This is a genomic window from Dyadobacter soli (genome assembly GCF_900101885.1).
Classification (GTDB): domain Bacteria; phylum Bacteroidota; class Bacteroidia; order Cytophagales; family Spirosomataceae; genus Dyadobacter; species Dyadobacter soli.
Genome location: NZ_FNAN01000004.1, coordinates 131,297 through 157,055 on the forward strand (window position 1 = coordinate 131,297; position 25,759 = coordinate 157,055).

Annotated in this window: 25 protein-coding genes; 15 read left to right on the forward strand and 10 right to left on the reverse strand. The window is 50.0% G+C overall.

What is annotated here, in order from left to right:
• Positions 1 to 229: 229 nt before the first annotated feature.
• The 5 genes from BLQ88_RS07075 to BLQ88_RS07095 form a co-directional block, all read right to left on the reverse strand.
• Positions 230 to 1,591 carry a PKD-like domain-containing protein gene (locus tag BLQ88_RS07075; protein ID WP_229212608.1) on the reverse strand — a complete coding sequence of 454 codons (1,362 nt, stop codon included), beginning with the start codon at positions 1,589 to 1,591 and terminating at the stop codon, positions 230 to 232.
• Between the two features lie 172 nt (positions 1,592 to 1,763).
• Positions 1,764 to 2,435: a hypothetical protein gene (locus tag BLQ88_RS07080; RefSeq protein WP_090148000.1), complete on the reverse strand. Its 672-nt coding sequence runs from the start codon at positions 2,433 to 2,435 to the stop codon at positions 1,764 to 1,766.
• Between the two features lie 90 nt (positions 2,436 to 2,525).
• The gene (locus BLQ88_RS07085) at positions 2,526 to 3,107 is read right to left on the reverse strand and encodes a Crp/Fnr family transcriptional regulator (protein WP_090148002.1); all 582 of its coding nucleotides are present in this window, start codon (positions 3,105 to 3,107) and stop codon (positions 2,526 to 2,528) included.
• A gap of 121 nt (positions 3,108 to 3,228) precedes the next feature.
• Positions 3,229 to 4,146, reverse strand: a complete 918-nt coding sequence (locus tag BLQ88_RS07090; RefSeq protein WP_090148004.1) for a sugar phosphate isomerase/epimerase family protein — start codon at positions 4,144 to 4,146, stop codon at positions 3,229 to 3,231.
• Positions 4,147 to 4,152: 6 nt separating this feature from the next.
• Complete coding sequence (locus BLQ88_RS07095; RefSeq protein ID WP_090148006.1) at positions 4,153 to 5,412, reverse strand: Gfo/Idh/MocA family protein; 1,260 nt, start codon at positions 5,410 to 5,412, stop codon at positions 4,153 to 4,155.
• A gap of 256 nt (positions 5,413 to 5,668) precedes the next feature.
• Here BLQ88_RS07095 and BLQ88_RS07100 point away from each other — a divergent pair, with 256 nt between their 5' ends.
• Entirely contained in the window at positions 5,669 to 7,264 is a 1,596-nt protein-coding gene (locus BLQ88_RS07100) for a Na+/H+ antiporter (protein ID WP_090148007.1), read from the forward strand.
• An 18-nt stretch (positions 7,265 to 7,282) separates the two neighbouring features.
• On the opposite strand, the gene BLQ88_RS07105 is transcribed toward BLQ88_RS07100, so the two are convergent.
• On the reverse strand, positions 7,283 to 8,809 hold the full coding sequence (locus BLQ88_RS07105) for a S8 family serine peptidase (protein WP_090148009.1): 1,527 nt from the start codon (positions 8,807 to 8,809) through the stop codon (positions 7,283 to 7,285).
• Positions 8,810 to 8,975: 166 nt separating this feature from the next.
• On the opposite strand from BLQ88_RS07105, the gene BLQ88_RS07110 reads away from it, so the two are divergent.
• The 13 genes from BLQ88_RS07110 to BLQ88_RS07165 all read left to right on the forward strand — a co-directional run bounded on the left by BLQ88_RS07110 (position 8,976) and on the right by BLQ88_RS07165 (position 21,757).
• Positions 8,976 to 10,268 carry an aminopeptidase P family protein gene (locus tag BLQ88_RS07110; protein WP_090148010.1) on the forward strand — a complete coding sequence of 431 codons (1,293 nt, stop codon included), beginning with the start codon at positions 8,976 to 8,978 and terminating at the stop codon, positions 10,266 to 10,268.
• A gap of 46 nt (positions 10,269 to 10,314) precedes the next feature.
• Positions 10,315 to 10,449 carry a hypothetical protein gene (locus BLQ88_RS37345; RefSeq protein WP_262485694.1) on the forward strand — a complete coding sequence of 45 codons (135 nt, stop codon included), beginning with the start codon at positions 10,315 to 10,317 and terminating at the stop codon, positions 10,447 to 10,449.
• A gap of 225 nt (positions 10,450 to 10,674) precedes the next feature.
• Positions 10,675 to 11,079: a DUF5618 family protein gene (locus BLQ88_RS07115; RefSeq protein WP_090148011.1), complete on the forward strand. Its 405-nt coding sequence runs from the start codon at positions 10,675 to 10,677 to the stop codon at positions 11,077 to 11,079.
• Between the two features lie 198 nt (positions 11,080 to 11,277).
• Positions 11,278 to 11,679: a DUF5618 family protein gene (locus BLQ88_RS07120; RefSeq protein WP_090148012.1), complete on the forward strand. Its 402-nt coding sequence runs from the start codon at positions 11,278 to 11,280 to the stop codon at positions 11,677 to 11,679.
• 77 nt (positions 11,680 to 11,756) lie between these two features.
• Positions 11,757 to 12,386, forward strand: coding sequence for an MgtC/SapB family protein (locus BLQ88_RS07125; protein ID WP_090148014.1), 630 nt, complete (start codon positions 11,757 to 11,759; stop codon positions 12,384 to 12,386).
• A 196-nt stretch (positions 12,387 to 12,582) separates the two neighbouring features.
• Positions 12,583 to 13,446 carry an EboA domain-containing protein gene (locus BLQ88_RS07130; RefSeq protein WP_090148016.1) on the forward strand — a complete coding sequence of 288 codons (864 nt, stop codon included), beginning with the start codon at positions 12,583 to 12,585 and terminating at the stop codon, positions 13,444 to 13,446.
• Between the two features lie 4 nt (positions 13,447 to 13,450).
• Positions 13,451 to 14,479 carry a TatD family hydrolase gene (locus BLQ88_RS07135; protein WP_090148018.1) on the forward strand — a complete coding sequence of 343 codons (1,029 nt, stop codon included), beginning with the start codon at positions 13,451 to 13,453 and terminating at the stop codon, positions 14,477 to 14,479.
• Position 14,480: 1 nt separating this feature from the next.
• Positions 14,481 to 15,350, forward strand: coding sequence for a UbiA-like protein EboC (gene eboC / locus BLQ88_RS07140; RefSeq protein WP_090148019.1), 870 nt, complete (start codon positions 14,481 to 14,483; stop codon positions 15,348 to 15,350).
• Positions 15,351 to 15,527: 177 nt separating this feature from the next.
• Positions 15,528 to 16,688: a 3-dehydroquinate synthase gene (locus BLQ88_RS07145; protein WP_090148426.1), complete on the forward strand. Its 1,161-nt coding sequence runs from the start codon at positions 15,528 to 15,530 to the stop codon at positions 16,686 to 16,688.
• The gene (gene eboE, locus BLQ88_RS07150; protein ID WP_090148020.1) at positions 16,685 to 17,887 is read left to right on the forward strand and encodes a metabolite traffic protein EboE; all 1,203 of its coding nucleotides are present in this window, start codon (positions 16,685 to 16,687) and stop codon (positions 17,885 to 17,887) included. Before BLQ88_RS07145 ends, eboE begins: the two co-directional genes overlap by 4 nt.
• Positions 17,880 to 19,244, forward strand: a complete 1,365-nt coding sequence (locus tag BLQ88_RS07155; protein WP_090148022.1) for an alkaline phosphatase family protein — start codon at positions 17,880 to 17,882, stop codon at positions 19,242 to 19,244. Before eboE ends, BLQ88_RS07155 begins: the two co-directional genes overlap by 8 nt.
• A 62-nt stretch (positions 19,245 to 19,306) precedes the next feature.
• Positions 19,307 to 20,497: a PQQ-dependent sugar dehydrogenase gene (locus tag BLQ88_RS07160; RefSeq protein ID WP_090148023.1), complete on the forward strand. Its 1,191-nt coding sequence runs from the start codon at positions 19,307 to 19,309 to the stop codon at positions 20,495 to 20,497.
• 3 nt (positions 20,498 to 20,500) lie between these two features.
• Positions 20,501 to 21,757: a saccharopine dehydrogenase family protein gene (locus tag BLQ88_RS07165; protein ID WP_262485695.1), complete on the forward strand. Its 1,257-nt coding sequence runs from the start codon at positions 20,501 to 20,503 to the stop codon at positions 21,755 to 21,757.
• Positions 21,758 to 21,794: 37 nt separating this feature from the next.
• Here the strand turns inward: BLQ88_RS07165 and folB are convergent, their stop codons facing one another.
• The 3 genes from folB to BLQ88_RS07180 all read right to left on the reverse strand — a co-directional run bounded on the left by folB (position 21,795) and on the right by BLQ88_RS07180 (position 24,214).
• Positions 21,795 to 22,145 carry a dihydroneopterin aldolase gene (folB, locus tag BLQ88_RS07170; RefSeq protein WP_019940367.1) on the reverse strand — a complete coding sequence of 117 codons (351 nt, stop codon included), beginning with the start codon at positions 22,143 to 22,145 and terminating at the stop codon, positions 21,795 to 21,797.
• A gap of 9 nt (positions 22,146 to 22,154) precedes the next feature.
• Positions 22,155 to 23,207: a DivIVA domain-containing protein gene (locus tag BLQ88_RS07175; RefSeq protein WP_090148027.1), complete on the reverse strand. Its 1,053-nt coding sequence runs from the start codon at positions 23,205 to 23,207 to the stop codon at positions 22,155 to 22,157.
• 107 nt (positions 23,208 to 23,314) lie between these two features.
• A complete protein-coding gene (locus BLQ88_RS07180) occupies positions 23,315 to 24,214 on the reverse strand; it encodes a WD40 repeat domain-containing protein (protein WP_090148028.1) in 900 nt (299 codons plus the stop codon).
• A gap of 31 nt (positions 24,215 to 24,245) precedes the next feature.
• Here BLQ88_RS07180 and BLQ88_RS07185 point away from each other — a divergent pair, with 31 nt between their 5' ends.
• Positions 24,246 to 24,875 (forward strand): 4'-phosphopantetheinyl transferase family protein, encoded by a 630-nt coding sequence (locus BLQ88_RS07185; RefSeq protein ID WP_090148030.1) that lies wholly within the window; start codon positions 24,246 to 24,248, stop codon positions 24,873 to 24,875.
• On the opposite strand, the gene BLQ88_RS07190 is transcribed toward BLQ88_RS07185, so the two are convergent.
• Complete coding sequence (locus tag BLQ88_RS07190; RefSeq protein WP_090148031.1) at positions 24,876 to 25,724, reverse strand: transglutaminase-like domain-containing protein; 849 nt, start codon at positions 25,722 to 25,724, stop codon at positions 24,876 to 24,878.
• Between the last annotated feature and the right edge of the window lie 35 nt (positions 25,725 to 25,759).

Below are 25,759 nucleotides of genomic sequence, written 5' to 3' on the forward strand. Positions count from 1 at the left end.
CAATTGGCACAAGGAAATATTGCCAGACAATTCTTCACGCTCGGACAGGAGGCCGGGCTAAGTTTAAACAGATTCGATCTACTTTCGATGAAATGCTTTTTAACAGCGGAAAGGTGCAGCCCCTGATCAATGCTTCCTTTCTGAACGATCGCTCCAAAAGAAGCTATTTGCAGGCATATCAAACCCGTTTAAAAATCCTCACCAAAATTCACCGCTGATTGTAAGAGAATTACTCCAAAACAAGCCGCACATTTTCCGAAGAACCGTCCCTACTAACTAGCCGCAAATAATATGTTCCTCTCGGCAGATCGCCGACTGATAATGCAATGGTTCGTTCCTGTCCGAAAGCGGCCGCTGCATATTGCTCCGCCGCCTGAACCATCCTAACCTCCTTCGCGCCGGCTCCGCTAAACAGCATGATGACTTGCGGCAATTGCGTTACGTCGTATTTATCGTCAAACCGAATTTTCACCTGATCTTTCGCCGGATTAGGAAATATCTTGTAGATCGGCGTCCCTTTCGCGCAGTTGTCGACACAAATTGTAATGCCTTTCTGAACCGAGCCAAAACAATTGCTAACGGTAATGTCTATGCCATAGCAGTTGTTGACGTAGGAATTGAAATAAGCGGTTCCACCATTTGAATTCAGAATCGTATTCCCCGGATCGCTGGACGTCCATATGCCGAATTGTGTGCCCGGCTCGGCGGTGTAAGCATTCAGCATCACGCCCGCACCATTGCACATGAAATCGGGCGAGCCGCCGCCGTTGGCGGTTACAAGTAGTGAGGCGGGTAACGGGGCGCTTCTTTTGATGTTGATGGAGGTGCTGAATGCCGATGTAGTGCCGCACACCGAGGAAGTGGCGGAAACTTTTACGGTACCATCGGAAACACCGGTAATTTGTGCAGAGTTGGTATTTCCCGGCGAGTTTGCGGTAATGCCGCCAGTCGCCACCCAGTTATAACTAGTCGCATTGCTCGCACTTGCGGTAATTGTTTTGGGATTACAAAGTAGTATATCGGGTGAATTTATAACCGGTTTGGTAGGAAGCGGTCTGGTAATGGTCAGCTGAGACGATGTTGTCAGGCCAGGAACATCATTTCTCGAAGTAGTCACCTTAATAACACCGCCCGCACCTGCATTGGGCGTAAGCGTAACGATATTCCCGCTCCCTGAGATCGACCATCCGGCCGGATAGGTCCATACGTAGTTAGTCGCATTCGTTACTGGATCTACCGAGACGTTGATCGGAGCCGTGCCGCAATTGATTTGGTAACTTCCGCTTTGCGCAACTCCATTGATTTTAATATTGCCAGGTGTGCCCAGGTAGCGGATGGGGATGATTTTAGTTTGCGTTATGCCTACCGGGCATTGGTCGCACTCTTGGTTCGATGGGTTGGGCTTTCCAGTGGAAGTGACCTTCACTACTCCATTTCCATTGGTATTGTTCCAAATAACTGTAATCTGACTCTTACCACTTGCTTCAAGTATGGAAGGATTGTCAGTTGAGCCACTCACTATAACACCATTAGTCACTTCCCATTTGTACTTGCAGCCTGCACCCTTATTACAAATTGAGAACGAATTCATTACAACAGAGTAGTCATGTGCCACATTATTGGGAAGTGCATAAGAACAAGTGTTATTTGGAACTCCACAATTTAGGGTCAACGATTGCCCTTCGGCATTTACTAATAAGCCAAAGCAATAAAATACAAATGCAACCAGACCGCCTACTTTTTGAGTTTTCATAGTGCTGTATTTAAAAGTGAAAAGTAAAGTTTAACCTGCTAATGTAATTTGGCTCTATTCCAATATGCCGGTCCCGGTAATTATACCCGCCCCTCTGATTTCTGGACTTTTGCCATTGATAAGAGAAAGCCATGCAAGTTTCCACAGATGCAGAAAATCGCTTGTTGATTTGATATTTATAACCGCAAAATGGCCCCAGGCTCAGATCAACAATTGTCGTCCAGGTCTCTGGAGAAGAATATTGGTAGTTATTATTCCAATAAAGCCAGACGTCCATTCCGTAAAGCAGTTGACCCACTTTGAGGTTTCGTCTGAACTCATAACCAAAGGACGTAACGATGTTGAAAACTCTTCGGTGGAGCCAGAATTCAGCATCGGCGGGCAAAATGCCGCTCGAATCAGCACCTCTGGCATCTTTTTCACTTAACCATGAAATGTCCCCAACTGACCACCGAAAAGCACCTCTCGGATTATGGGCATGTTTTAGTGTAAAAAATGGGTTCATGCCCGATGGACTTCTAAACCGATACGCATCCAAACTGATATCCCACCGGTAGTCCGTACTAGCGTGACTATTGGAAATCTTTTCCGGAGGCTTCTTTTGCTCCTGACAATGAGCGATTTGCATTGAACCGACCAGCCCGAAAAGGGCCATAGCAATTAAGTAGCACGTTCTCTTCATATTATTTATATTTTTCGTACAAATAAACTGAGAACAAACCAAACCGATTCTGGGATAAAACAGGATCGGACCTACAAAAAGGAAGGAAATTCAGCGCTTGGCTCGAAGCTTGCTGACGTAGTTTTCAGAGATGCCTAAGTACGATGCGATGTACTTCTGGGGCACGCGGTTGAAGAGCTCGCGGGAGCGTGTGCGGAACGATTCCAGCTTCTCGGAGGCGGAGAGCGTGCGCATGTCACGGAGGAGGTCTTGATGGGCGAGCAGCAGGCGCTCGGCGATAATGCGGCCAATGCAGCATGCTTCGGGGTGATTAGCGTACAATTGGTAAAGATCGGCCCGGGAAATGTAGATGAGTACGGAAGATTCCAGCGTTTCGATGCATTCCCGCGAGGGCGCCTGCCTAAGGAAGCTGTCCGCGGCGTGGAAGAAGTCGCCCTCGCTGGCAAACCAGTCGGTGACATCCCGGAAATTGTCCTGGCCGTCGGCAACGTGGTGGTAACCCCGTATGAGACCCGCTTGCAGGTACCAGAGCTTGTCGCATACCTCGCCCTCGGCGAGCAGTATCCGCCCCTTCGGTACTTTCACGATTTTGAGCATTTGCTGGAACAATATCCTGGTTTGGTCTTCGACGGGCAGGATTTCACTCAGGGAGGAAATGAATTCGTAATACATATGATATAGTGTGCTTGTTGTGACTGTAAGTTGAAAATTTTCGGTCACATTTCTATACTACAAACGGGCACAAAAAAAGCCCGGATAACCGGGCTGTATTAGAATTTGTAAGAAGCGTAATTTATGCGTTAAACACGAGGTCCATCTTCTCACGGATAGTCAATAAACGTTTGCGGTCGCCGCCGGAAACTTCGGCCGATGCCCAGCCCGAGTAACCGATCTTTTGCAACGCTTTGTTCACGTCGGCCCAGTTGCAATCGCCTTCCATGAACTCGACATCGAAACCTTTCCAGAGGCCCAGGTCATTCTGCTTTTTGAAGCTGAATTCTTTCAAATCCAGTTTGAGAATGCGCTTATTCAATGCTTCGATCCAGGAAACCGGGTAGCCGTAACGCAGCACATTGCCCACATCGAAATACCAGCCTACCATCGGGTGCTTGAACTCGTCGACGTAGCGGGCAGCTTCCAGCGGACTGATCAAAAACTGGTTCCACACGTTCTCAAACGCGATTTTAACGCCTGTTTTCTCCGCAACTGGTAACAGTTTCCGGATTTCCGCTTGCGAGCGTTCGTAGGCTTCCGCATAGGTAACGTTCGCATTCACGACGCCCGGCACCACTAGCACAGTGGTGCCACCATATTGCTTGGTGTCGTACAATGCTTTTTCAATGGATTTGACGCATTCTTCGCGTTTTTTGGGATCCGGATCGGACAATGGAAGCTTCCAGTGCATGGAGTTGACGGTTCCCGGCAGTTCGAGGCCGGTCTTGTCGCGGGCAGCCAGTACTTCCTTCATATCCAGCTTATCGGGCGAATCGAGTTCGACGCCATCGTAGCCCAGGTCTTTCAGCAATTTGAATTTGTCCATAATCGACAAATCCTCTTTCACCATACCCCATTTCAGGCTTTTCTTCACCATCGGGCGTGCGGCTGCGGCCGGCATAGCATTAGCTGCTTCGGTGCTCGCTAGCACCGAAGAGCCCACCGCCACGGCAGATGCTGCCATGGCGGTGTTTCTCAGAAAATCTCTTCTTTGCATAAGGTATCAGGAGAATGCAGTGATACCTGGTTTGGCCACCTCTACAACCGGTGGTTTCATATCGAAGCTGTAAGTATCGGGTCCAAGCTTCTCGGTGGAGTTCAATGCCTCGTTCCAGGTAACGCGCTTACCGGTGTAGGACGCCATTCTACCCATAATGGCGGTCAATGTGCTGTGCGCCATGAATTCGCCGTCGTTGATGAGCTTACCGCTGCGGATAGATGCAAATAGTTCGTTGTGCTCTGTCTGGTACATATCGTTTTGCGCGCCTTCGTATTTCCATGGATTGGCACCGGTGATCTCGTGTACGTTACGTGCACAGTTCACCATCGCACTTCCTTTTGTACCGAGTGTTTGTACGAGGTAGCTGTTTTCGCAGTTAGCTTGCTGACGCGAGTGGTGGAAGCCTTTCACGCCATTGTCGTAATCGTAAACGACCGAGAAGTGGTCGAAGATGTTACCGAACAAAGAGTCGGTGCGAACCTGACGACCGCCTGTCCCTACCGCTGAAATTGGTAACTTGCCACCCATTGCCCACGCCATCATATCGATGCTGTGTACGGCCTGCTCCACGATGTGGTCACCGGCGAGCCAGGTGTAGTAAGTCCAGTTACGGAGTACGTATTCCGCATCTGTCCAGCCCGAAACGCGTGGGAACGACCACAGTGTACCGGTGTCGTAAGTGTTATAGATAGCCGTAATGTCGCCCACCGCGCCATCGAGGATCCGTGCGAAGCTCGCACGTTTCGGCTCGTGGTAACGCCAGCAGAAGCCCGACATCAGGGATACATTCTTTTGCTTGGCCAGTTTCGCTGCGTCCAGCACTTTGCGAACACCGGGAGCATCTACTGCCACAGGTTTTTCACAGAAAACGTGCTTACCTGCATTGATAGCCGCCGTGAGGTGCTCGGGACGGAAGTGAGGAGGCGTAGCGAGCAACACTACATCCACACCCGAATCCAGCACTTTTTTGAATGCGTCGAAACCAATGAACTTACGGCCTTCATCCACTTTCACTTTCGGGCCGTGTACTTTGGTAAGGTTTTCGAGCGACGCGTCCATTTTGTCCTTGAAAATGTCGCCCATTGCCCACAATACCACGTTCGGGTCGGCTTTCAGCGCCTGGTTGGCAGCACCGGAACCGCGACCACCGCAACCGATCAAACCTATTTTGAGGGTATCGGCGTTTACGCCTGCAAAAGCGCGATTGGGGTTCAGGATCGCGAAGGTCGGTAGCGTGCTACCAGCCAATGCAACTCCCGCCATTTTCAAAACATCTCTCCGAGAAGTACTCATTGCAATTAAGGATTAGGTGATGGAATGACTGTTTTTAACTGATTTATCTGTCCGTAATGCCAGTGATACAGGATCTTAAAGGCATTAAAGTTAATGCAAAACCACAATATTTCCTGCTAATATAATCCAAAATTTCCATTTGCGTGCTCGACCACACACAAAAGTTAAGATATGTTAAGTTGACATTTTATGTAGTTTTATATCTTCGAACTCCGAAATACTGAATATGATTCTTGAGAACTTATTACTGATCATCTCGCTGCTTTTCGTGGTTTCAATGCTCACCATGCTGAGCGAAAAGATCGGCATTTCCTACCCTATTTTCCTGGTCATCGCGGGTCTGCTGATCAGCTTCATTCCCGGCATGCCTCATTTCCAGCTCGAACCGGATTGGGTATTCCTCATTTTCCTGCCGCCACTGCTTTATGAAGCCGCCTGGAATACGTCGTGGAAAGATTTCTGGGCTTCCCGGCGGGCCATCGGGCTGTTATCGATTGGTTTAGTTGTATTTACGGCGACGGCCGTGGCCTACATTTCCCACGCATTGATCCCAGGCTTTACATTGGCAATGGGTTTTGTGCTCGGAGGCATCATTTCGCCTCCCGACGCCGTGGCGGCGACGTCCGTTCTGCATGGTATCAAAGTCCCGAAACGGGTAGTGACAATACTTGAAGGTGAGAGTCTGGTAAACGACGCATCCTCGCTGATCGTGTTCCGCGTGGCGCTCGCGACGATCGAAACCGGCAATTTCGTGCTCTGGAAAGCGGGTGCGGATTTTCTGATGGTGGCTGTAATGGGTATCGTCATTGGCCTCGCCATTGCACACGTGCTGTATGTAGTGCACCGCTTTTTCCCGACTACACCGAGCATCGACACCGCATTGACCTTCATTTCACCCTACTTAATGTACATCGCTGCCGAGCATTTCCATTACTCGGGTGTGCTGGCGGTTGTGAGCGGCGGGCTGTTCCTGAGCTTCCGGGCGCATGAATTGTTTAGTTACCAATCACGCATGCAAGGCAATTACGTGTGGCAAACCGTGACATTCCTGCTGAATGGTATTGTATTCATACTCATTGGCTTGCAGCTCCCCGAAGTAATTCAGGGCCTGAACGACTATACCATCACCGAAGTGGTCAGCTATGCCGTCATTATCAGCATCGTAACAATCCTGATCCGCATTGTCTGGGTATTTCCAAGTACCTACCTGCCCCGGATACTTTCCGCCTCGGTGCGCAGAAAGGAGAAGCGGCCCAGCTGGCAAACAGTCTTCATCGTAGCGTGGAGCGGCATGCGCGGCGTAGTTTCCCTGGCCTCTGCATTGGCGGTACCACTTTTAATGAACGGAAAACCATTCCCCCACCGCGACCTGTTCCTTTTCATCACGTTTGTAGTTATCCTGTTCACACTCGTTTTTCAAGGACTTAGCCTGCCAACTTTAATTAAATGGCTAAAAATCGAGGACAATGACGACAGTCTTGAAAAAGAGAATGCGATGATGAATTCACGGCTGGCGGCTGTGAGCCTCGATTACATGAAGTCGAACTACGACGCGGAAATACAAGATTTTGAACCGTTCCGGCTGTTGAAAGACCGCTATGAGAAGATCATCGAAATGTCGGACTACAAGCTGCTGCATTCGGAAGACAACAGGTCTATCGACCACGTGCGCAAATACCGCAAGATGCTCGTCGAAATTATTGGGGTCAAAAGGGAGGAAATTGTGAAACTGCGACAGGAAAGAGCTTGCTCCAACGAGCTGATCAGGACGAAAGAAAACGAACTCGATCTCGAAGAAGCAAGGCTCAGAAAGTCTCCCTAAGCGGGCCTCCCTAAGCGGTCAATCCCATTCCACTTCTACCACATAGTCGCGGAGGTCGATTGTCGTAAATCTTTCGTTATTCTGGCGTTTGAGCGACACCTTACCGTTTTGAACTTTTGCCACCTGTTGCGCGATCACATCCTTTTCGCTCTTTTTGCGGTAAATAGCTACCATCGAGTCCTGGCTGGTCACTTCCACCTCGCACGTACGGCCTTTGGCAGTGATCAGTTTGGAATTATTAGGTAAATAAGGCGCTTTCGCGAGTGCCAGCGCGCGGGAAGCCTGCGGCACGCCGTAGCCTACGAAGTTATTACCATAAGGATACAAATGCGATGATTTCTCGATCAGCGAAATCAGGTCCTTGTTGGAAAGCTGGGGATTAGCTTGAAGTAAGCACGCGGCAAAACCGGTAATTACGGGAGCCGAAAGCGACGTACCATATAATGAGAAACAGGAGACATTGGGCTTCACATAAGACAAAAACTCCGGCCCGACGCTACTGTAACCGATTCTATTCCAAAGCTTTCCATTAGTCGCACCAACCGAAAGTACTCCTTTCGCATCCGCAGGGGCGGAAACAATGCCCCAGCTTTTATCGTCACCCTCGTTACCGGCGGAAACGATGATCATAATGCCTTTTTTATCGGAAGCAATCTGTGCTGCCTTGCTGATCGCGCTCGTTTTACCGTCCATTTGAGACGGCTGGTAGTTCTCTTTCGGGTCTGAGAAGCCTTTGGCATAACCTAATGAAGTATTGATCAAACGCACGCCGAGGCTGTCCATCCATTCCATTGCCGCGATCCAGTTGTCTTCTTCGCCACGATACTCGCGCATCGAATAATCGGTGCGGGCGAGATAGAATTTCGCATTGGTAGCCATACCATATTGCACCTGATCCTGGTAGTCGATGCCTGAAATGGCTGCAAGTACCTCGGTACCATGCATATCGGAGAACGACTCGGCGGTGCTGAACAGCAAATCGCCGGGGCGGCCCGGCTTCACGTAATCGCGAATGCCTAAGATCCTTTTATTGGAAAAAACCTGTGAGAGCGAAAGTGAAGAATCGGCACCGTAGAAACCCGCGTCAATAACCCCGATGGTAACGTCTTTGGCGGTGATGTTTTCTTTCAAAAATGCATTGGCCTGCACCTGCGACATTACCGGCGCCATTTGTGCTTTTTCGGTCGGCTGCGTACGTGCGATGTAAAAGCCAGGATCGATCATGACCACATCGGCTACGAAATCCAGTTCCCTTACTTTCATCGCCTGCTCGCTCGTGAGGTTGGCCGATACTGCATTAAGCCATTTGGACCGGTTGATGATATTGACAGACTGTTCGCGCAATTTGGATTCGTAAGCTTTATTGACCGGCAAATCGGTTTCATCCGAAAGTACCAGGCCCAGTTTCTGCCGGTTTTCCAACGTGAGTGCAGACACCGCGGGGCTTGTACCCAGGTCTTTATTTTTCAGATAAATCCAATATTTGGGGCTTGCTGACAACACCAACGGCACAAATACGAACGCAAGCAAAAGCAGTCTTCTCATCAACGGTTTTAGTTAGGTATTCTTAATCAATTTGGTATAATAATACTTTCAAAACTGCATTTGCACGGCAATAAAACCATTCCGCGCGCAGGCAGATGTTTAGAATTTTTGAACAAGATAAACGTAATTTTACAAATTAAATTACCTGATCCGAAAAAATACAGACATGCGATATTCCCCCATCGACCAAAAGCTTTTTATTGAAAACAGACGCCGTTTAACGACATTACTCAAACCCAAATCGCTCGCCATTCTCAACGCCAACGACATTATGCCGACCAACGCCGACGGCACAATGGGTTTCAAACAAAACAGCGATCTGTTCTACCTCACCGGCGTCGACCAGGAGGAAACAATCCTGCTCATCTTTCCCGACCACCCCGACCCGAAGTTCCGCGAAGTGCTTTTCCTCCGCGAAACCAATGAGACGATCGCCGTGTGGGAAGGCGAAAAACTCACCAAAGAACAAGCCCGCGCCGCCACCGGCATCCAGAGCATTTATTGGACCCACCAGTACGATACCGTGTTCGGCAATATCATTTTCGAAGCGGAAAATGTGTATCTCAACACCAACGAGCACACCCGCAACGACTCGTACGTGCAGTCGCGTGACGCGCGGTTTATCGAGTATTTCAAAAGACAATACCCGCTTCATAACCTCGTACGCCTCGCGCCACTAATGCACCAGCTCCGCGCCGTTAAGCAGCCGCAGGAAGTTGCATTGCTGCAAACGGCTTGCGACATTACCAAACAAGGTTTTGAAAGGGTATTGAAATTCGTCAAACCTGGCTTGCACGAGTTCGAAATCGAAGCCGAGCTGCTCCACGAGTTTGTCCGCAACCGTTCGAAAGGTTTCTCCTACCAGCCGATCATCGCTTCCGGCGCGAATGCGTGTGTGCTGCATTACATTCAAAACAACCAGGTTTGTAAAGACGGGGACATCCTCCTCCTCGACGTAGCCGCCGAATACGCCAACTACGGCGCCGACCTCACGCGCAGCATACCCGTGAACGGCCGCTTCACCAAGCGCCAGCGCGATGTGTACGACGCTGTACTCCGCGTTTTCAAAGCCGCCAAAAGCCTGCTCGTACCCGGCAACATCTGGGACGAGTACCACCAGGAAATCGGCCGCATTATGGAAAGCGAGCTCATCGGCCTCGGCCTGATCACCAAAGAGGACATTGAAAAACAGGACCCGGAATCGCCTGCCTACAAAAAATACTTCCCCCACGGCACCTCCCACTTCCTCGGCCTCGACATCCACGACGTAGGCAACAAATACCGCCGCTTCGAAGCCGGCATGGTCTTCACCTGCGAGCCCGGCATTTATATCCGCGAGGAAGGTTTGGGCATTCGGCTGGAAAACGATATTCTGATTACCGAGAATGGAAATGTGGATCTGATGGCCGATATCCCGTTGGAAGCCGAGGCGATCGAGGAGTGGATGAATGGTAAGTGATTCTTTGTAAATTTGTTGGGCGCTATAAACATTTCTAATGTTGGTTATGAAAGAGGGGGTTATTGAAGATGAGGAGCCCACGAAAGAACAGATACTTGCTGATTTGAAGGAAGATTTGGTGGCATTAAAAAACGGCACGCTTGAAACTCGTCCTGTTAAGGACATTTTGAATGAGCTGTAAAATGGAAGCATTGATAGCCAGCTAATTCATCCAATGCTATTACATGCCTACGGCATTTGCATCTTTGCTGGATTGCGGCTGCTACCGATATTGCATCGCTAACGCGATTCACAGCTTGGGAAGTGCCGCTAGGCACGCAACATTGGTAGCAAAAAGAGACCATTTAAATTAAAAATCCCGTAGGGATGTAACAACATTTGATAGATAAAACTTAAACATACACTTATGATCAAAAAACAAGAACTCTCCGCGCAGGACGCTATCACCGAGGCGAAACGCTACTTGAACAACGCAAAGGACATTCTGCGGGAAAAAGGAGCGAAAGAAGGAGGGCATTATCGGGATGCTAAATACATCAAAATGGCCGGACACACCGCCTATTCCGGTGTGCTGTTCGCGTTGGATCATTACTTTGGCAAGAAAGGTAAAGGCAGAAAGGACGTAGACTGGTATCGTGTAAATCTGTCGAAAGAAGATCGTAAAATACTCGACTCTTTCACTACCGTTTATGAACAATTACACCTTGTAATGGCATACGACGGCGTAGGGCATGACGAGGTGGTAAAAATTGGATTTAGAGAAGCCGAGCGCATCATTGCTTGGGCGGAAACTCGAACAGAAGCCGCCTGAGATAATTGTTGTTACATGCCTACGGCATTTGCATCTTTGCCGGGTTGCGGCTGCTACCGATATTGCATCGCTAACGCGATTTACAGCCTGGGAAGTGCCGCTAGGCACGTAACATTGGTAGTAAGGGCAGAAACCATTAAATCGAAAATCCCGGAGGGATGTGACAACAATAAAGACTTTTTAACTTAAACATACGCTATGATCAAAAAACAAGAACTCTCCGCGCAGGAAGCGATAACCGAAGCTAAGCGCTACTTGAACAATGCAAAGGACATTCTGCGTGAAAAAGGTGCTAAGGAAGATGGTTTTTACCAGGATTCGAAGTACGTAAAAATGGCCGGACATACTGCTTATTCAGGCGTCCTTTTTGCATTAGATCATTATTTAGGCAAGAAGACTAAAGGCAGAAAAGATGTTGAATGGTACAAGTCCAATCTGGCTCAGCAGGACAGAAAAATATTGCAAACGTTCGTATCCGTATATGAACAACTACACCTCGTGATGGCCTACGACGGTGTCGGGGATGCTGAGGTTGTAAAGCTCGGCTTTCAACGAGCTGAAAGAATCATAGACTGGATAGAGTTACGTTCTGCGGCCTGAACTATAACATTGCAGCATTGCAAAGCCGGGAGATTCCGCATCTGCCCGGCTTTATTTATGAATACAAATTACATTGAATGGACCTGTTACCCGAAGACATCTACAAACTCCTCATTTCCTTCACCCTCGGCGGGATTATCGGCGCGGAGCGCGAGTACCGAAGCAAGTCGGCAGGACTGCGGACGCTGATTTTGATCGCGATGGGGTCGACCTTGTTTACAATCCTATCCATTAAAATCAGTTCGGATGCCGGGCGGATCGCGGCGAATATCGTGACGGGTATCGGTTTTATCGGCGCGGGGATCATTTTCCGGGAGAATAACCGGGTGGTCGGGATTACCACGGCGGCGATCGTGTGGGTGACGGCGGCGGTGGGAATGGGTATAGGGGCCGGGTTTTACGAGGTCACGATCGTTTGTTTCGTCATTTCCGGGATGACGCTCGTGATCCTGGCGCCGGTACAGAAGCTGATCCGGCGGAAAAGCCAGATCCGCAACTACCGCATTATGTGCGTGTACCAGCGCAAGACTTTGAAAACCTACGAAAACCTCTTTAAGGAATACGATTTAAAAATTCTGCGCGGTGAACAAAGCCGCATCGGCACGCATATCACCGGTAGCTGGACGTTACAGGGTTCGGAAAGAAAACACGAAAAACTCACCCATCACCTGCTCAACGACGCCGATATCCTCGAATTAGACTTTTAACCGGCAGTTACAAATGATATTAGTTTTTTATTAAAACTGATATCAATCATGCCGTAAATTGAGCCAAAACGGCCATCACTACGTTATAAATAGCCGGGAGGAAACTTTATACCGGCAAACAGGCATTATAGCAATAACCCGGCATCCATCATGTTTATACGGCCAAAACCGGTAAACGGGATCACAGACAATAGTTATGTCCGATATTACTAAACAGAAAATTTGGGAGATCGTCGCTTCGAACACTTCGGCCGGCGAGGCTGAGTGGTTGCAGCAAAAAAGTGCTTCCGCACCGGGCGTAACAACGCCCTTTGAACTGATGACGGCCTTCGTGGCCGCACCCCGGTTTTTAGCCAAAAAAATCATCCATACCACCGACACCGAGAAGGCTGCATTGAACCTTGAAATCCCCGGACTTTCAGTCGAAGGCTGGTCGCTCGTACGGCTTAGCCGCGTGTGGCTGCTCACGCAGCTCGACCCTTCGGACAAGGACGAATATGTCAAAAACATCGAAACGCTGTTCGATACGGCGGAAATGAACGAGCTGGTTGCGCTTTACTCGGCTTTACCGCTGCTTTCTTATCCCGATCAGTGGCTGTTCCGCGCGACGGACGCGGTGCGTTCCAATATGGGTTTCGTGTTCGATGCGATTGCATTGCATAACCCCTATCCCGAAAAGCATTTCAGCGAGCTGGCCTGGAACCAGCTGGTGCTCAAAACGATATTTAACGACAAGCCCATTCATTTTATAGAAGGACTGGAAAACCGCACGAACGAGAAGCTGGCGGTGACGCTTTCGGACTTTGCGCATGAGCGCTGGGCGGCCGGACGCAGCGTACCCGCACAGGTATGGCGACTCGCCGGAAAATACCTGAACACGGCATTGCTGGCCGATATGCAGCATTTGTTTGATTCGGAAAAAGAAGAAGACCGTCAGGCGGCCGCATTGGCGTGTGGCGAAGCGACGCTTCCTGCTGCCAATTATCTTTTGGCAAAATATACCGATCTGGAAAAATCCGTAAAATCCGGCGCATTGACCTGGGCCGACCTCGAACATTGACATTATGTGCGCTAACCACACCGAAATAACCCCGAACCCTTCGCATTTCGAAGACAGCGAAGAAGCCAGCCAGGCCCCCGCGCACCGCGACATCGCCTGGAACGATTACAAGGACCTCATCAAAGGAATGCGGTTTTTCGACCCGCATATCCACATGGTCTCCCGCACAACGGACGATTACCAGGCCATGAACCAGGCCGGAATCGTGGCGCTGATCGAGCCTGCATTCTGGGTAGGCCAACCGCGGACAGGCTTATCGACATTCAAAGACTATTATAGCAGTCTGGTAGGATGGGAACGCTTCCGCTCCTCGCAGTTTGGCATCAAACATTACTGCACCATGGGGCTGAACTCCCGTGAAGCGAACAACGAGCCGCTGGCGGAACAGGTAATGGAGATTTTACCACTATACATTTATAAAGAAGGCGTGGTAGGCGTGGGCGAGATCGGTTTCGACGACCAGACACCCGCCGAAGAAAAGTACTACCGCCTCCAACTCGAACTCGCCAAGGAAGCGAAACTGCCGGTTCAAATCCATACTCCGCACCGCGACAAAAAGAAAGGTACCGAGCGCAGCATGGCCATTGCATTGGAACATGGTATCGACCCGTCGTGGGTGATCGTGGACCATAACAATGAAGAAACCGTGAAAAGTGTGCTCGACCAGGGCTTTTACGCCGCATTTACCATTTATCCTTTTACCAAAATGGGTAATGAAAGGATGGTGAAAGTGGTGGAACAATACGGTCCGGAACGCATTATGATCAACTCTGCTGCCGACTGGGGCATTTCCGATCCGCTAGCTATCCCGAAAACAGCTGCGTTGATGAAAATGCGCGGCATTTCCGACGAAACCATCCGTCTTGTCACTTACCAGAATGCCATCGATGCATTCGGTAAAAGCGGGCAGATCGACGTGACCGATTTCGAATCGGGTTACGCGGTGGATCAGACGGAGAAATTTCATGGCAACAGCATTCTGAGAGGCGGCCAGCAGCCTGCTCCGGTCAAAGACTTTTTAGTGATCAATTAAAGTGAGCAGCCTCAAACCCTATTTGCAGCTGACGCGCCCTGCTAACCTGGTAACCGCCATTGCGGACATCCTAGCCGGTATGGCGATCGCGCAGTTTACATTCTCGGATTTCTCCTCCGCATTGCTCGTACTTTCCACGCTCGGCCTTTACGGCGGCGGTGTGGTGATGAACGATGTTTTCGATGCCAAACTCGACTCGGTAGAGCGGCCGGAGCGACCGATTCCAAGCGGTAAGGTGCCGCTGGCGCAGGCCACTACGATGGGCATTTCGTTATTACTTTTGGGCATTATCGCGGCAGGCGCATTCAGTTTACAAAGCGGGATGATCGCGGTCGTGGTAGCAATGCTCACGGTTTTGTACAACCGTTTTGCCAAGCATCATGTATTCTTCGGTCCGCTCGTGATGGGCATGTGCCGTGGCGGTAACCTGATCCTCGGCATGAGCGTATTGCCCGAATCGTTCCAGCAATGGGCATTCATTGCGGTTTTCCCGATCATGTACATCGGCGCGATCACGCTGATCAGCCAGGATGAGGTGCATGGCGGAAAGAAACGGACATTATACATTGCCGCATTCCTTTACCTGGCCGTGCTCGCCGCCCAGCTGACAATCGCGCAGGGCAAGGGTAACTTTTTATTCACGATTCCATTTGTATTGCTGCACGCGTGGTTCATTTTCCGGCCGCTTTGGAATGCAATGCAGAATCCGATTGGCCCGCTGATCGGGAAGGCCGTTAAAGCAGGGGTAATCTCCTTAATTGTCATGAATGCTTCGTGGTGTGCAGCATTTGGGCTACTACCTATTGCTATCGCAGTGCTTGCATTGCTGCCGCTTTCGATGTATTTGGCGAAGGCATTTGCGGTTACTTAATATAGGGAGTAACGGAGGAAAGGGAGGATGGAGGAAGTGATACTGAATGGTGGTTTCTGCCTAATAAATTAATTGGACGATGACGGGACGGGGAAAACCTTGTAATTTTAGTCTTTATATCAATGATTTTGAGCTTAATATTCAATACCCACTTTTGCTAGTGTAATGCAAAATTCAATGCAACCCATAAAACAACGTTTCCAGGTGGAGTACAACTATGCTGTATTTTTCACCCAACATCTTTTTGACACCCAGAACCCGTTACTGAAAGATTTTTTTCAAGAATATACCGAACAGGGCTTTCAACGCAAGGCCCTGGTGATCGTGGACGAGGGGTTTGAACAGACACAGCCGGATTTGAAATCCAATATCCGCACCTATTTCGCACAAAATGCGGCACACATCCAGCTCGCTCCCGAAATCATTTCGGTACCGGGCGGCGAAGCTTGCAAAAACGACCCGTCGCAATTCGACAAGCTCGTGGAAGCCGTCGACGTTTTTGGTATCGACCGGCATTCATTTGTGATCGGTATTGGCGGAGGCGCCGTGCTCGACCTCGTGGGTTACGCGGCCGCGGTTTCGCACCGGGGCATCAAGCTGATCCGCATTCCGACGACCGTTTTGGCACAGAATGACTCGGGCGTTGGCGTCAAGAACAGCATTAATTTCCACGGCAAAAAGAACTTCCTCGGCACATTTGCACCGCCGGTGGCTGTTTTCAATGACCTTACCTTCCTGCGTACCCTCGACGACCGCGACTGGCGCGGCGGTATCGCGGAAGCCGTGAAAGTAGCATTGATCAAAGATGCCGCTTTCTTTGAATGGATCGAGGAGCACGCGACGGCGATCGCAGCACGCGATGAAGAGGCTATGGCCTACCTCATCCACCGCTGCGCCGAAATGCATACCGACCACATTGCCGGCGGCGACCCGTTCGAGTTCGGCTCCTCGCGCCCGCTGGACTTCGGTCACTGGGCCGCGCACAAGCTGGAATTCCTGACCGGTTTCCAGGTGCGTCACGGCGAGGCGGTGGCCATTGGTATTGCATTGGATTGTGTGTATGCCAATAAAATAGGCATGCTGGCCGAAAGCGACCTGCACCGCATTATCGATGTGCTAACCAAAGTCGGTTTTGAATTATACCATTCAAAACTTGCTGAAAACGATAAAATCAACCTCCGCAACGGCTTGCACGAATTCCGCGAGCATTTGGGCGGCAGGCTTACCATCATGCTTTTGGAGAAGATTGGAAAAGGAGTGGAAGTCCATGAGCTCGATGCCGACATTATCGCACAGTCGGTGGATTACCTCGAAAGTTCCAAAAACATTCCTGCATGATCACGCCTTACGGACACCTTACCTATTGCAGCAACATCCATCCCGGTGAAAAATGGGAAGACCATTTCCGGTCGCTGCGCGAAACGTTACCATACATCCGCGAGCAGCTAGCGCCGGGCAGGCCATTTGGGCTGGGCCTGCGCGTGGCGAACGAAGCGTCCATTGAGCTCAGCAAGCCGGAAGTACTGGAAGAATTCAAAACCTGGCTCGCAGGAAACGGCATTTATGTGTTTGTGATCAACGGCTTCCCGTATGGCGGCTTTCACAACACCCGCGTAAAGGACGACGTGCACACGCCCGACTGGACGACGCAAGACCGGCTGGATTATACCAAACGCCTGTTCAACATCCTGGCCGCATTGCTGCCCGCCGATATGCACGGAGGTGTTTCCACGCCCCCATTGTCGTACCGGCTTTGGTGGAAATCCGAGGCTGACAAGCAGCAGGCTACCGAAACTGCGACCGACCACATCCTCGAACTCCTCGACAAGCTGATCCGCATCGAAAACGAAACCGGCAAGTTCCTGCATTTGGACATCGAACCCGAACCGGATGGCATTCTCGACAATACCGGGGATTTCGTAACCTGGTATACCAATATGCTGCTTCCAAAAGGCACTATTTATTTGGTAGAAAAGTACGGGATCGATGGTGAGGCGGCACAGGCGCTGATCTTGAAACACATTCAGCTCTGCTACGACATTTGTCACGCGGCGGTGGGTTTTGAAAAACCGGAAGACATTGTCGATTCGCTGAATGAATACGGCATTCAGGTCGGCCGCATTCAGGTGAGCTCGGCATTAAAAGTGAATTATAATATTGAAAAGGAAATCAAGCGCAAGGCCATTGAGACCTTCGACGAGCCGGTATACCTGCATCAGGTGGTAGCCCGCCACGACGACGGCCATTTCACACATTATCCCGACCTGAAAGAAGCATTGACCGACTGGGACGAAACCCATGAAGAATGGCGCGTGCATTTCCACGTTCCGCTGTTTGTGAGTACTTACGGCGTGCTCGACTCGACCCAGGGAGATATTGTGCAAACACTCGCATTACAAAAAGAGAAGCCATTCTCGACTTATCTCGAAGTGGAAACCTACACCTGGGGCGTCCTGCCGGAAGACATGCAGAAACCCATCGGCGAATCCATCGTGCGCGAGCTCGAATGGGTGAAGAAAGTTTTGAATTATGAATAAAACCGTAGTTATCGATATTGTAGGACTAAGCGCCAACCTGATCGGCGAGCATACGCCGTTTCTGGATGCTTATGTCAAAAAACGGCATCTGACGCCCATTAAACCCGTGCTTCCGGCTGTTACTACTACTTCCCAAAGTACCTATGTGACGGGCAAATGGCCGGCGGAGAATGGTATCGTCGGCAATGGCTGGTACGATCGCGAGGATTCGGAGGTAAAGTTCTGGAAACAGTCGAACAAGCTTGTGCAGGGGGATAAAATTTGGGATAATGCGCGAAAGGCCGACCCTAATTTTACCGTTTCGAAGATGTTCTGGTGGTATAATATGTACTCCACCGCCGACTGGTCGGTAACGCCGCGGCCGCAGTACCACGCCGATGGCGTGAAAGCGCCCGATTGCTACGCCTACCCGCCCGAGCTGCGCGATGAATTGCAGGCCGAACTCGGCCAGTTCCCGCTTTTCAACTTCTGGGGGCCGAATGCGAATATCAAATCCACCCGCTGGATCGCCGATGCTTCGATGTCCGTAGAAAAAAAGCATAATCCTACGCTGACGCTCATTTACCTGCCGCACCTGGATTATTGTTTGCAGAAATTCGGGCCGGATTTTTCCAAAATCAGCAAGGAACTGAATGAGATCGACGAGGTTGTCAAAGACCTGATTCTATTCTATGAGGCTCGTAATGCAAAGATCATCCTGCTTTCGGAATACGGCATCAACCCCGTGAACAACCCGATCCATATCAACCGCATTCTCCGTAATGAAGGGTTGATTTCCGTGCGCGTAGAGCGCTGGTATGAGTTGCTGGATGCCGGTGTTTCCAAAGCATTCGCCGTGTCCGATCACCAGATTGCACATGTTTACCTCAATGATCCTTCGGTGAAAGAGCGGGTCATGCAGGTGTTGAAAAAAACGCCGGGTATTGACCTTGTTCTCGATAAAGCAGCGCAGAAAGACTACCATATCGATCACGAGCGTTCGGGAGATATTGTGGTGGTAGCCAAACCGGACAGCTGGTTTACCTACTACTACTGGCTCGATGACGCGAAAGCACCGGATTACGCGCATTTGGTGGACATTCACCGTAAGCCCGGCTACGATCCCGTAGAGATGTTTATGGACCCGAAAAATCCGCTGATCAAACTCCGTGCAGGCTATAAACTGGCGCGCAAGCTGCTCGGTTTCCGGTACTTGATGGACGTCATTCCGCTGGATGCGACGTTAGTCAAAGGCTCGCACGGCGGCATTAACATTCCCAAAGAATATTACCCGATCATCGTCACCGACCAGGCAGCCGAAAAGCAGGAGCTGGAAGCGGTAGACGTGTATGATGTAATCTGGAAACATCTGATTTAAAATCAATTCCAAAATTAAAATGGCTTTCATGACGTTGTTGTAGAAACGTACTACTACACCTCATGAAAGCCATACTTCGCCTTACGCTCATTCCGCTGGCATTCGCCATAGCCATTTTCGCCTGCAAATCCGATGATCCGGAAACCCCGCAGGACCCCGAGCTTCCGGAAAACACCATCGATTCCAAAGACATTTTCCCGGCACTATCGTTCGATCAGCCGGTGGATCTCGTGCAGGCCCCCGGAGACAGCAGCCGGTTCTTCGTTGTTGAGCAAGGCGGTACCATTAAAGTGTTTTCCAATGCTGAAAATGTCTCTTCCAGTTCTACTTTTTTAGATATTAAGAGCAAAGTTAGAGCCGGCGGCGAGCGCGGGTTACTCGGCATCGCATTCCATCCTGATTTTAAGACGAATGGCTATTTCTTCGTCAACTATACCGCCGGCACGCCGCTGAAAACGGTGATAGCACGCTACAAAGCCACGAGCACCGCCCAGGCCGATCCCGGTAGCGAGGCCATTCTTTTTACATTCAACCAACCTTATGATAACCATAATGGCGGTTCGATGCAATTCGGGAAAGATGGCTTCCTCTACATTGCCACCGGTGACGGCGGCAGCGGCGGCGATCCGCAGAACCATGCGCAGAACCTGAAAAGCCATTTGGGCAAAATCCTGCGCGTGGATGTAAACGGAACCGCAAAAGGCAATTACAGCATTCCTTCGGATAACCCGTTTGTCGCGGGTACCACCGGCAATCTGCCCGAAATTTACGCCTATGGCCTCCGCAACCCGTGGCGCATCAGCTTTGATATGGGCGGTGATAAGCTCTTTGCCGGTGATGTCGGCCAGAATGAGCGGGAGGAAATCGATATTATCACCAAGGGCGGTAACTACGGCTGGCGTATTAAGGAAGGCGTCGATTGCTATAATCCTTCATCCAACTGTGACCGCCCTGGACTCATCGGACCGGTGCATGATTACGACCAGGACGACGGCGACCGCTCCATTACCGGCGGCTATGTATACCGCGGCACGGCCATTCCCGCGCTCGCGGGCAAGTACATTTATGGCGATTACGTGAGCGGCCGCATATGGGCGCTCGAACTCGATGGCGACACCCGTAAAAGCAACACGCTGGTCATGGAAGGCAAGGGCAATATTTCGTCTTTCGGGCAGGATATCAAGGGTGAAGTGTACTATTTGAACTATGGCCAGGGCAAGGTTATGAAGGTGGTTAACGGAAATTTAAATTGAAAAATTAACCGGTCGTCCTATCTTTGCCGGAAATTTAAAACTATTAAAATGTCCAAGGTTCTTATCATTGGCGCAGGCGGTGTCGGTAGTGTTGTGGCACACAAATGCGCATTGAACAGCAATGTTTTCACCGAAATAATGCTCGCCAGCCGCACCAAGGCGAAATGTGATAAAATAGCAGCCGAAATCAAGGAAATGCATGGCGTCGACATCCAGACCGCACAGGTGGATGCCGATATCGTGGCCGAAACGGTACTGCTTATCAAGCGTTTCCAGCCCAAAGTGTTGATCAATGTGGCATTGCCTTACCAGGATCTGACGATCATGGATGCCTGCCTCGAAACCGGCGTACATTACCTCGATACCGCCAATTACGAACCAAAAGACGTTGCGAAATTCGAATATAGCTGGCAATGGGCTTACCAGGAGCGCTTCAAAGAGGCCGGTCTGATGGCCGTCCTCGGCTGCGGCTTCGACCCGGGCGCTACGCAGGTTTTCACCGCGTTCGCTGCCAAGCACCAGTTCGACGAAATGCATTACCTGGACATTATCGACTGTAACGCAGGCGATCACGGCAAAGCATTCGCAACCAACTTCAACCCCGAAATCAACATCCGCGAGATCACCCAGCCGGGCCGCTATTGGGAAAACGGCGAATGGGTCGAGATCCCCGCGATGTCCATCCATAAGCCGATCGATTACCCGGGCATTGGTCCGAAAGAAAGCTACGTGCTATACCACGAAGAGCTCGAATCATTGGTTAAAAACTTCCCTACCCTGAAACGCGCCCGTTTCTGGATGACGTTCGGCCAGGCTTACATTACGCATTTGAATGTGCTGGAAAACGTAGGTATGACGAGCATCAAGCCGATCAAATTCAATGGCATCGATATCGTTCCTTTGGAATTCCTGAAAGCGGTACTGCCCGCTCCCGATACTTTGGGCGAGAACTACTCCGGCCAAACCTCTATCGGCTGCCAGATCAAGGGTATCAAAGACGGTGAAGAGAAAACCTACTACGTTTGGAACAACTGCGACCACGCCGAATGCTACCGCGAAGTACGTGCACAGGCGGTGAGCTACACGACGGGCGTTCCTGCCATGATCGGAGCAATGCTCATGCTGACAAACGACGAATGGATGAAGCCGGGCGTTTACAATGTAGAAGAGCTAAATCCCGATCCTTTCATGGACCTGCTGAACATTCACGGCTTGCCGTGGCACGAAGCAGTGAACATAGAGCTTCCACACGAATACTAATCAATGCAAAGAGGCGGTTTGAAAACCGCCTCTTTTGTTATCCTTCCATCGTAATCACCGCCCGGGTGCAGACCCCTCCTATCGGCGGATTGAACTTCGAAACTTTCACAGTCACTTTCTCCACCGTCGGGTAATGCTCCCGTATTTTTTCAATTACATTAAAACCAATGTGCTCCAAAAGCTTGGCCGGTTCTTTCATAACCTTGGCCGTGAGCTGGTAAATGGTTTCGTAATTGACGGTCTCGCTCAGCTTGTCGTGCTGGGCTGCGCGGAAAAAGTCCGTGGTAATGGTAATGTCCAGGGCGTATTTGTTACCGATGCGTTGCTCTTCGGGGTAATAGCCGTGGTATGCAAAAAATTCGAGTCCTTCGAGACTGATCGTTCCCAATGGTGGTAATTAGATTTGGTCAAAAAATGAACCGCCGCCCGATTTCTTCGGTTGGCTGCTTTCTCTCGGCCGGTTGATACCCGCCGAAGAATCCCTGGCCTTCTCTGCCACCTTATGCATTTCCGCCAGCACTTCCTCGGCCTCTTCCGCGGCAGTTTTAGGCGTTTGTCTTGGTCTGTTATAGGCAACCGGCTCTTCGCGAACGGGTTCCGGCTCGGGCGCTGGTGCCGGCTCAGGTTCCGGAACATGCGTAGCGAACGGCGCAACAGCCGGGATTTCTTCTTCCGCCTCCGGCTCAGGCTCACCGGGCAGCTCGGGATCGACTTCGAATACCGGTTCCGCTTCTGGCTCTTGCTCCGGTTCGTTTGCCACCTCGAATACCACTTCCGGCTTATCGTCCTGTAAAATCACTTGTGCCTCAGGCTCATCGGCAGGCTCCTCGATTTCGATTTTCACCGGCTGCTGGAATGTGATCTTCTTCGGAATCTCGATCTCGGCAACGTGCTTTTTAATGTCCTCCATTTTGTTGAGGACCGATTCTTTATCGTATTTCTGCTCGAAACGTTCTACGGTTTCCAGCGCGCTATTGGCCAGTGAACTAAGCTGTACAATGAGGTTGTCGCGGAAGTTCTCGATGGCACGGAAATCGCGTTCCTGAAACTTTACTTCCTGTGCAAAATCCTCCTTGAATTTGGCCAGACGATCTTCCGTTTGCCTGATGATCTGGCTTGTACGCTGTTCTGCTTCCGTCACCAGCTCGTTCGCCGTCACGCGCGATTCTTCGATCCTTTTTTCCGCGTTTTCGTTGGCTTCTTTCTCGATTAACTTACTGGTATCCTCGGCTGCTTTTAAGGTTCTGAATAAGGTTGATTCGATATCTTTCAACTTCGCCAATTCCTTCTCCGCGTATTCCAGCTGCATCTTAAGCAAGTTGTTTTCGCTTGAATACCGCTCCCATTCCTGAGACAAAGAGTTCAGGAAAGCATCGACTTCGTCCGGGTCATAACCTCTGAAAATCTTTTCAAAAGTGTGCTTGCGTATCTCAATAGCGGATATTTTCATGATGCATTCTTTGCTTTGATGCCTGAGTAAAAACGGTCGTGTAAGTTAAAGATATATGATTCATTTTTCAAAGTATTTACCAACATTACCATATTATAAGTATTGGCTTATAATACCTCCCAAACGGATATCATGCGGTCGTCGCTGCACGAAATCAGCTGGTTCTCAAAGCCCGTCCAGAGCAGCTTGTTCACAGACGTTCCATGCCCCGCATGACGTGCCCGGTCGATAATTTTTTTAAGCTTGAATGTGGCTGCATCCCACAGTTTTATGGACTTATCCATACTGCAAGTTGCGAAGAGGGAGCGATCGGGACTGAATGTAATGTCGTTGATCGCGTACATGTGCGCGGGGATGTCGGAGACGATGCCGTATGCATCATTGACGTCCCATATTTTCAGGTGCGCGTCCCGGCCGGTGGTGAACAGGTATTTACCGTCCGGTGAATACTTAACGGAAAAAACCGAGTTAGTATGCGCCTGGATGGTCTTTTTTAATTTAAAACCGTCGAGATCGAAGATATGGACGTTGCAATCGCTGTCGCCGGTGGCGAATTCGTTGGTCTCCAGATTCACCGCAATGCTGCGAATGCTCTTGCCCGCTATTTTTATATGTTTCTGAATGGAAAATGACGGAATGTCCATCACTACCACCACGCCGTCGCCTACCGCAACGAGCGCTTTGTCGCCTGCGAAACGGATGTCGAATATGGCTGCATTCGTAATTTTGGAGGTTTTTTCAATTGTATTTTCCTGCGTATTCAAAACCTGAATGCCCTCGAAGTTCTGTCCTATCCAGACCGAATCGCTGCTTTCATGCAATGCAAGCGCATACACGGAGGTACCGGCGCGCGCGACGAGTTTTCCCAGATCGGGCTTTTGAAGGTCCCATTGGATTACAAAGCCATCGGCGCCCGCAGAATAAAAGCCGCGGCCTGTTGCATCAGAAATAATTGTATAAACACTGTCCCTATGACCGGAAAAAGTATCTACTTTGCGAATATTCATTCTTTATATTTTTGTAGCAAACAGTATTACCATGCCCCTCGTTCATTCCGAAAAGATCGAAGATAGCAGCACATTACTGCTCTGGAAACTGACGGAAACCGAAGCGGAACTTCAATATGCTCTGGGTAACGGCTTTAACCAGCAGGAACTCGACCGGATTTCCCACCCGCAAAAAAAGCGGGAATGGCTCGCCAGCCGGATGCTGATCAAAACGCTGGCCGAACAATTCCGCATTAATTACGTGGGCATTCACAAGGACGAGCACGGCAAGGCTTTCCTGATCGACAACGATTCGCACATTTCCATCACCCACACCGCCGAGTTTGTAGCCGTAGCCATTAATCCTACCGCCGCCGTAGGCATCGATATGGAAAAGACCGATCCGAAATTGCAGCGGACTTCAAAAAAATACCTTTCCCCTCCCGAGTACGATCACGCACAGGACGAAATGGACCGCCTTTGCATGTACTGGTGCGCGAAAGAAGCATTATATAAGTTGTACGGAAAGAAAAAGATCAGTTTCAGGGACTCGATTTTTATCAGCCCATTCGAAAATCCTGACATCATCCTCAGGGGAACGCTTACCGACGAAGACCTCGTCGTCCCTTCCAACATCCACGTCCGCTGGTTCGACGGCCATTGCCTGGCCATCGCGCTCTGATCAGCCTTCGGGCAGCTCGTCGAGCGTCGATTTCAATATTTTCTCGATTTCCCGGATTTTGTCCTGCTCGCTCGTTTTTTCGTAAGACAATATAAGGTTACGCAATACCCGCTGCACAATTTCGAGGTTCGTACAGGGCTGGTAGAATATGTCTTTGGATTTGATATTCAGCTGCGCGATGTAGTGATCGATATCCGTTTTGGAAAAGATAATCCCGCGGTTGAAAACATTGATATAGAACTGCGTTTTGTCGCTTTTATAAGTCAATACAAAAAGATTAGGCAAATTCACGCCGTAAACCGGCATGCCCAGTTTTCTTGCTATCAATAAATAAATCACGCACAATGTGATCGGGTTACCGCGCCGGCTTTCGAGCACGGAATTGATCATCGAGTTCGTGGGGGAATGGAAGTTCTTGGTATTCGCCGCGAAATTCATCACTCCGAAGAAAATGCTATTGATCCGCTTCACCTGGTCCACCGCGTTCATCTCTTCCTGGAACTGGATCCAGATGTCGTAGTAAAGCTGTTCGATGGTAGTTTTCAACTTTTCCATCGACAAATCGGGATAATGGTAAGTAGCGATGATCCACATGCCTTCGAGCAGGTCGAGCCCGCCGCCGTTTTTCCACGCTTGTAACCGTTCGATCATAATGCTGAGCTGCAATTCGTGGATCAGCTCCTCGATTTTACGCTGCACGATCGGGTTAAAACTATCTTCCCATTCGGTCTCCAGAAAAGGTATCACTGTTCCTCCCAACGACAATATCTTCCCTTCAACATGCTGACTCACTTCATGATCTTCATCATCAAGCAAGGATATCAGTGCCTTGATTTCTTTCTGGTTCATTTTCCTCAAATCTGCGTTTTACAACCAACGGATAA

What these genes read in the sequence shown, in the direction of transcription:
- BLQ88_RS07110 (WP_090148010.1), top strand. Translation starts at nt 8,976, where the DNA reads ATGCGATATTCCCCCATCGACCAAAAGCTTTTTATTGAAAACAGACGC.
- BLQ88_RS07190 (WP_090148031.1), bottom strand. Translation starts at nt 25,724, where the DNA reads ATGAACCAGAAAGAAATCAAGGCACTGATATCCTTGCTTGATGATGAA.
- BLQ88_RS07130 (WP_090148016.1), top strand. Translation starts at nt 12,583, where the DNA reads ATGTCCGATATTACTAAACAGAAAATTTGGGAGATCGTCGCTTCGAAC.
- BLQ88_RS07080 (WP_090148000.1), bottom strand. Translation starts at nt 2,435, where the DNA reads ATGAAGAGAACGTGCTACTTAATTGCTATGGCCCTTTTCGGGCTGGTC.
- BLQ88_RS07095 (WP_090148006.1), bottom strand. Translation starts at nt 5,412, where the DNA reads ATGGCGGGAGTTGCATTGGCTGGTAGCACGCTACCGACCTTCGCGATC.
- BLQ88_RS07075 (WP_229212608.1), bottom strand. Translation starts at nt 1,591, where the DNA reads ATGAATTCGTTCTCAATTTGTAATAAGGGTGCAGGCTGCAAGTACAAA.
- BLQ88_RS07135 (WP_090148018.1), top strand. Translation starts at nt 13,451, where the DNA reads ATGTGCGCTAACCACACCGAAATAACCCCGAACCCTTCGCATTTCGAA.
- BLQ88_RS07145 (WP_090148426.1), top strand. Translation starts at nt 15,528, where the DNA reads ATGCAACCCATAAAACAACGTTTCCAGGTGGAGTACAACTATGCTGTA.
- eboE (WP_090148020.1), top strand. Translation starts at nt 16,685, where the DNA reads ATGATCACGCCTTACGGACACCTTACCTATTGCAGCAACATCCATCCC.
- BLQ88_RS07085 (WP_090148002.1), bottom strand. Translation starts at nt 3,107, where the DNA reads ATGTATTACGAATTCATTTCCTCCCTGAGTGAAATCCTGCCCGTCGAA.
- BLQ88_RS07120 (WP_090148012.1), top strand. Translation starts at nt 11,278, where the DNA reads ATGATCAAAAAACAAGAACTCTCCGCGCAGGAAGCGATAACCGAAGCT.
- BLQ88_RS37345 (WP_262485694.1), top strand. Translation starts at nt 10,315, where the DNA reads ATGAAAGAGGGGGTTATTGAAGATGAGGAGCCCACGAAAGAACAGATA.
- BLQ88_RS07180 (WP_090148028.1), bottom strand. Translation starts at nt 24,214, where the DNA reads ATGAATATTCGCAAAGTAGATACTTTTTCCGGTCATAGGGACAGTGTT.
- BLQ88_RS07155 (WP_090148022.1), top strand. Translation starts at nt 17,880, where the DNA reads ATGAATAAAACCGTAGTTATCGATATTGTAGGACTAAGCGCCAACCTG.
- BLQ88_RS07185 (WP_090148030.1), top strand. Translation starts at nt 24,246, where the DNA reads ATGCCCCTCGTTCATTCCGAAAAGATCGAAGATAGCAGCACATTACTG.
- BLQ88_RS07125 (WP_090148014.1), top strand. Translation starts at nt 11,757, where the DNA reads ATGGACCTGTTACCCGAAGACATCTACAAACTCCTCATTTCCTTCACC.
- BLQ88_RS07115 (WP_090148011.1), top strand. Translation starts at nt 10,675, where the DNA reads ATGATCAAAAAACAAGAACTCTCCGCGCAGGACGCTATCACCGAGGCG.
- BLQ88_RS07105 (WP_090148009.1), bottom strand. Translation starts at nt 8,809, where the DNA reads ATGAGAAGACTGCTTTTGCTTGCGTTCGTATTTGTGCCGTTGGTGTTG.
- BLQ88_RS07160 (WP_090148023.1), top strand. Translation starts at nt 19,307, where the DNA reads ATGAAAGCCATACTTCGCCTTACGCTCATTCCGCTGGCATTCGCCATA.
- BLQ88_RS07100 (WP_090148007.1), top strand. Translation starts at nt 5,669, where the DNA reads ATGATTCTTGAGAACTTATTACTGATCATCTCGCTGCTTTTCGTGGTT.
- BLQ88_RS07090 (WP_090148004.1), bottom strand. Translation starts at nt 4,146, where the DNA reads ATGCAAAGAAGAGATTTTCTGAGAAACACCGCCATGGCAGCATCTGCC.
- BLQ88_RS07175 (WP_090148027.1), bottom strand. Translation starts at nt 23,207, where the DNA reads ATGAAAATATCCGCTATTGAGATACGCAAGCACACTTTTGAAAAGATT.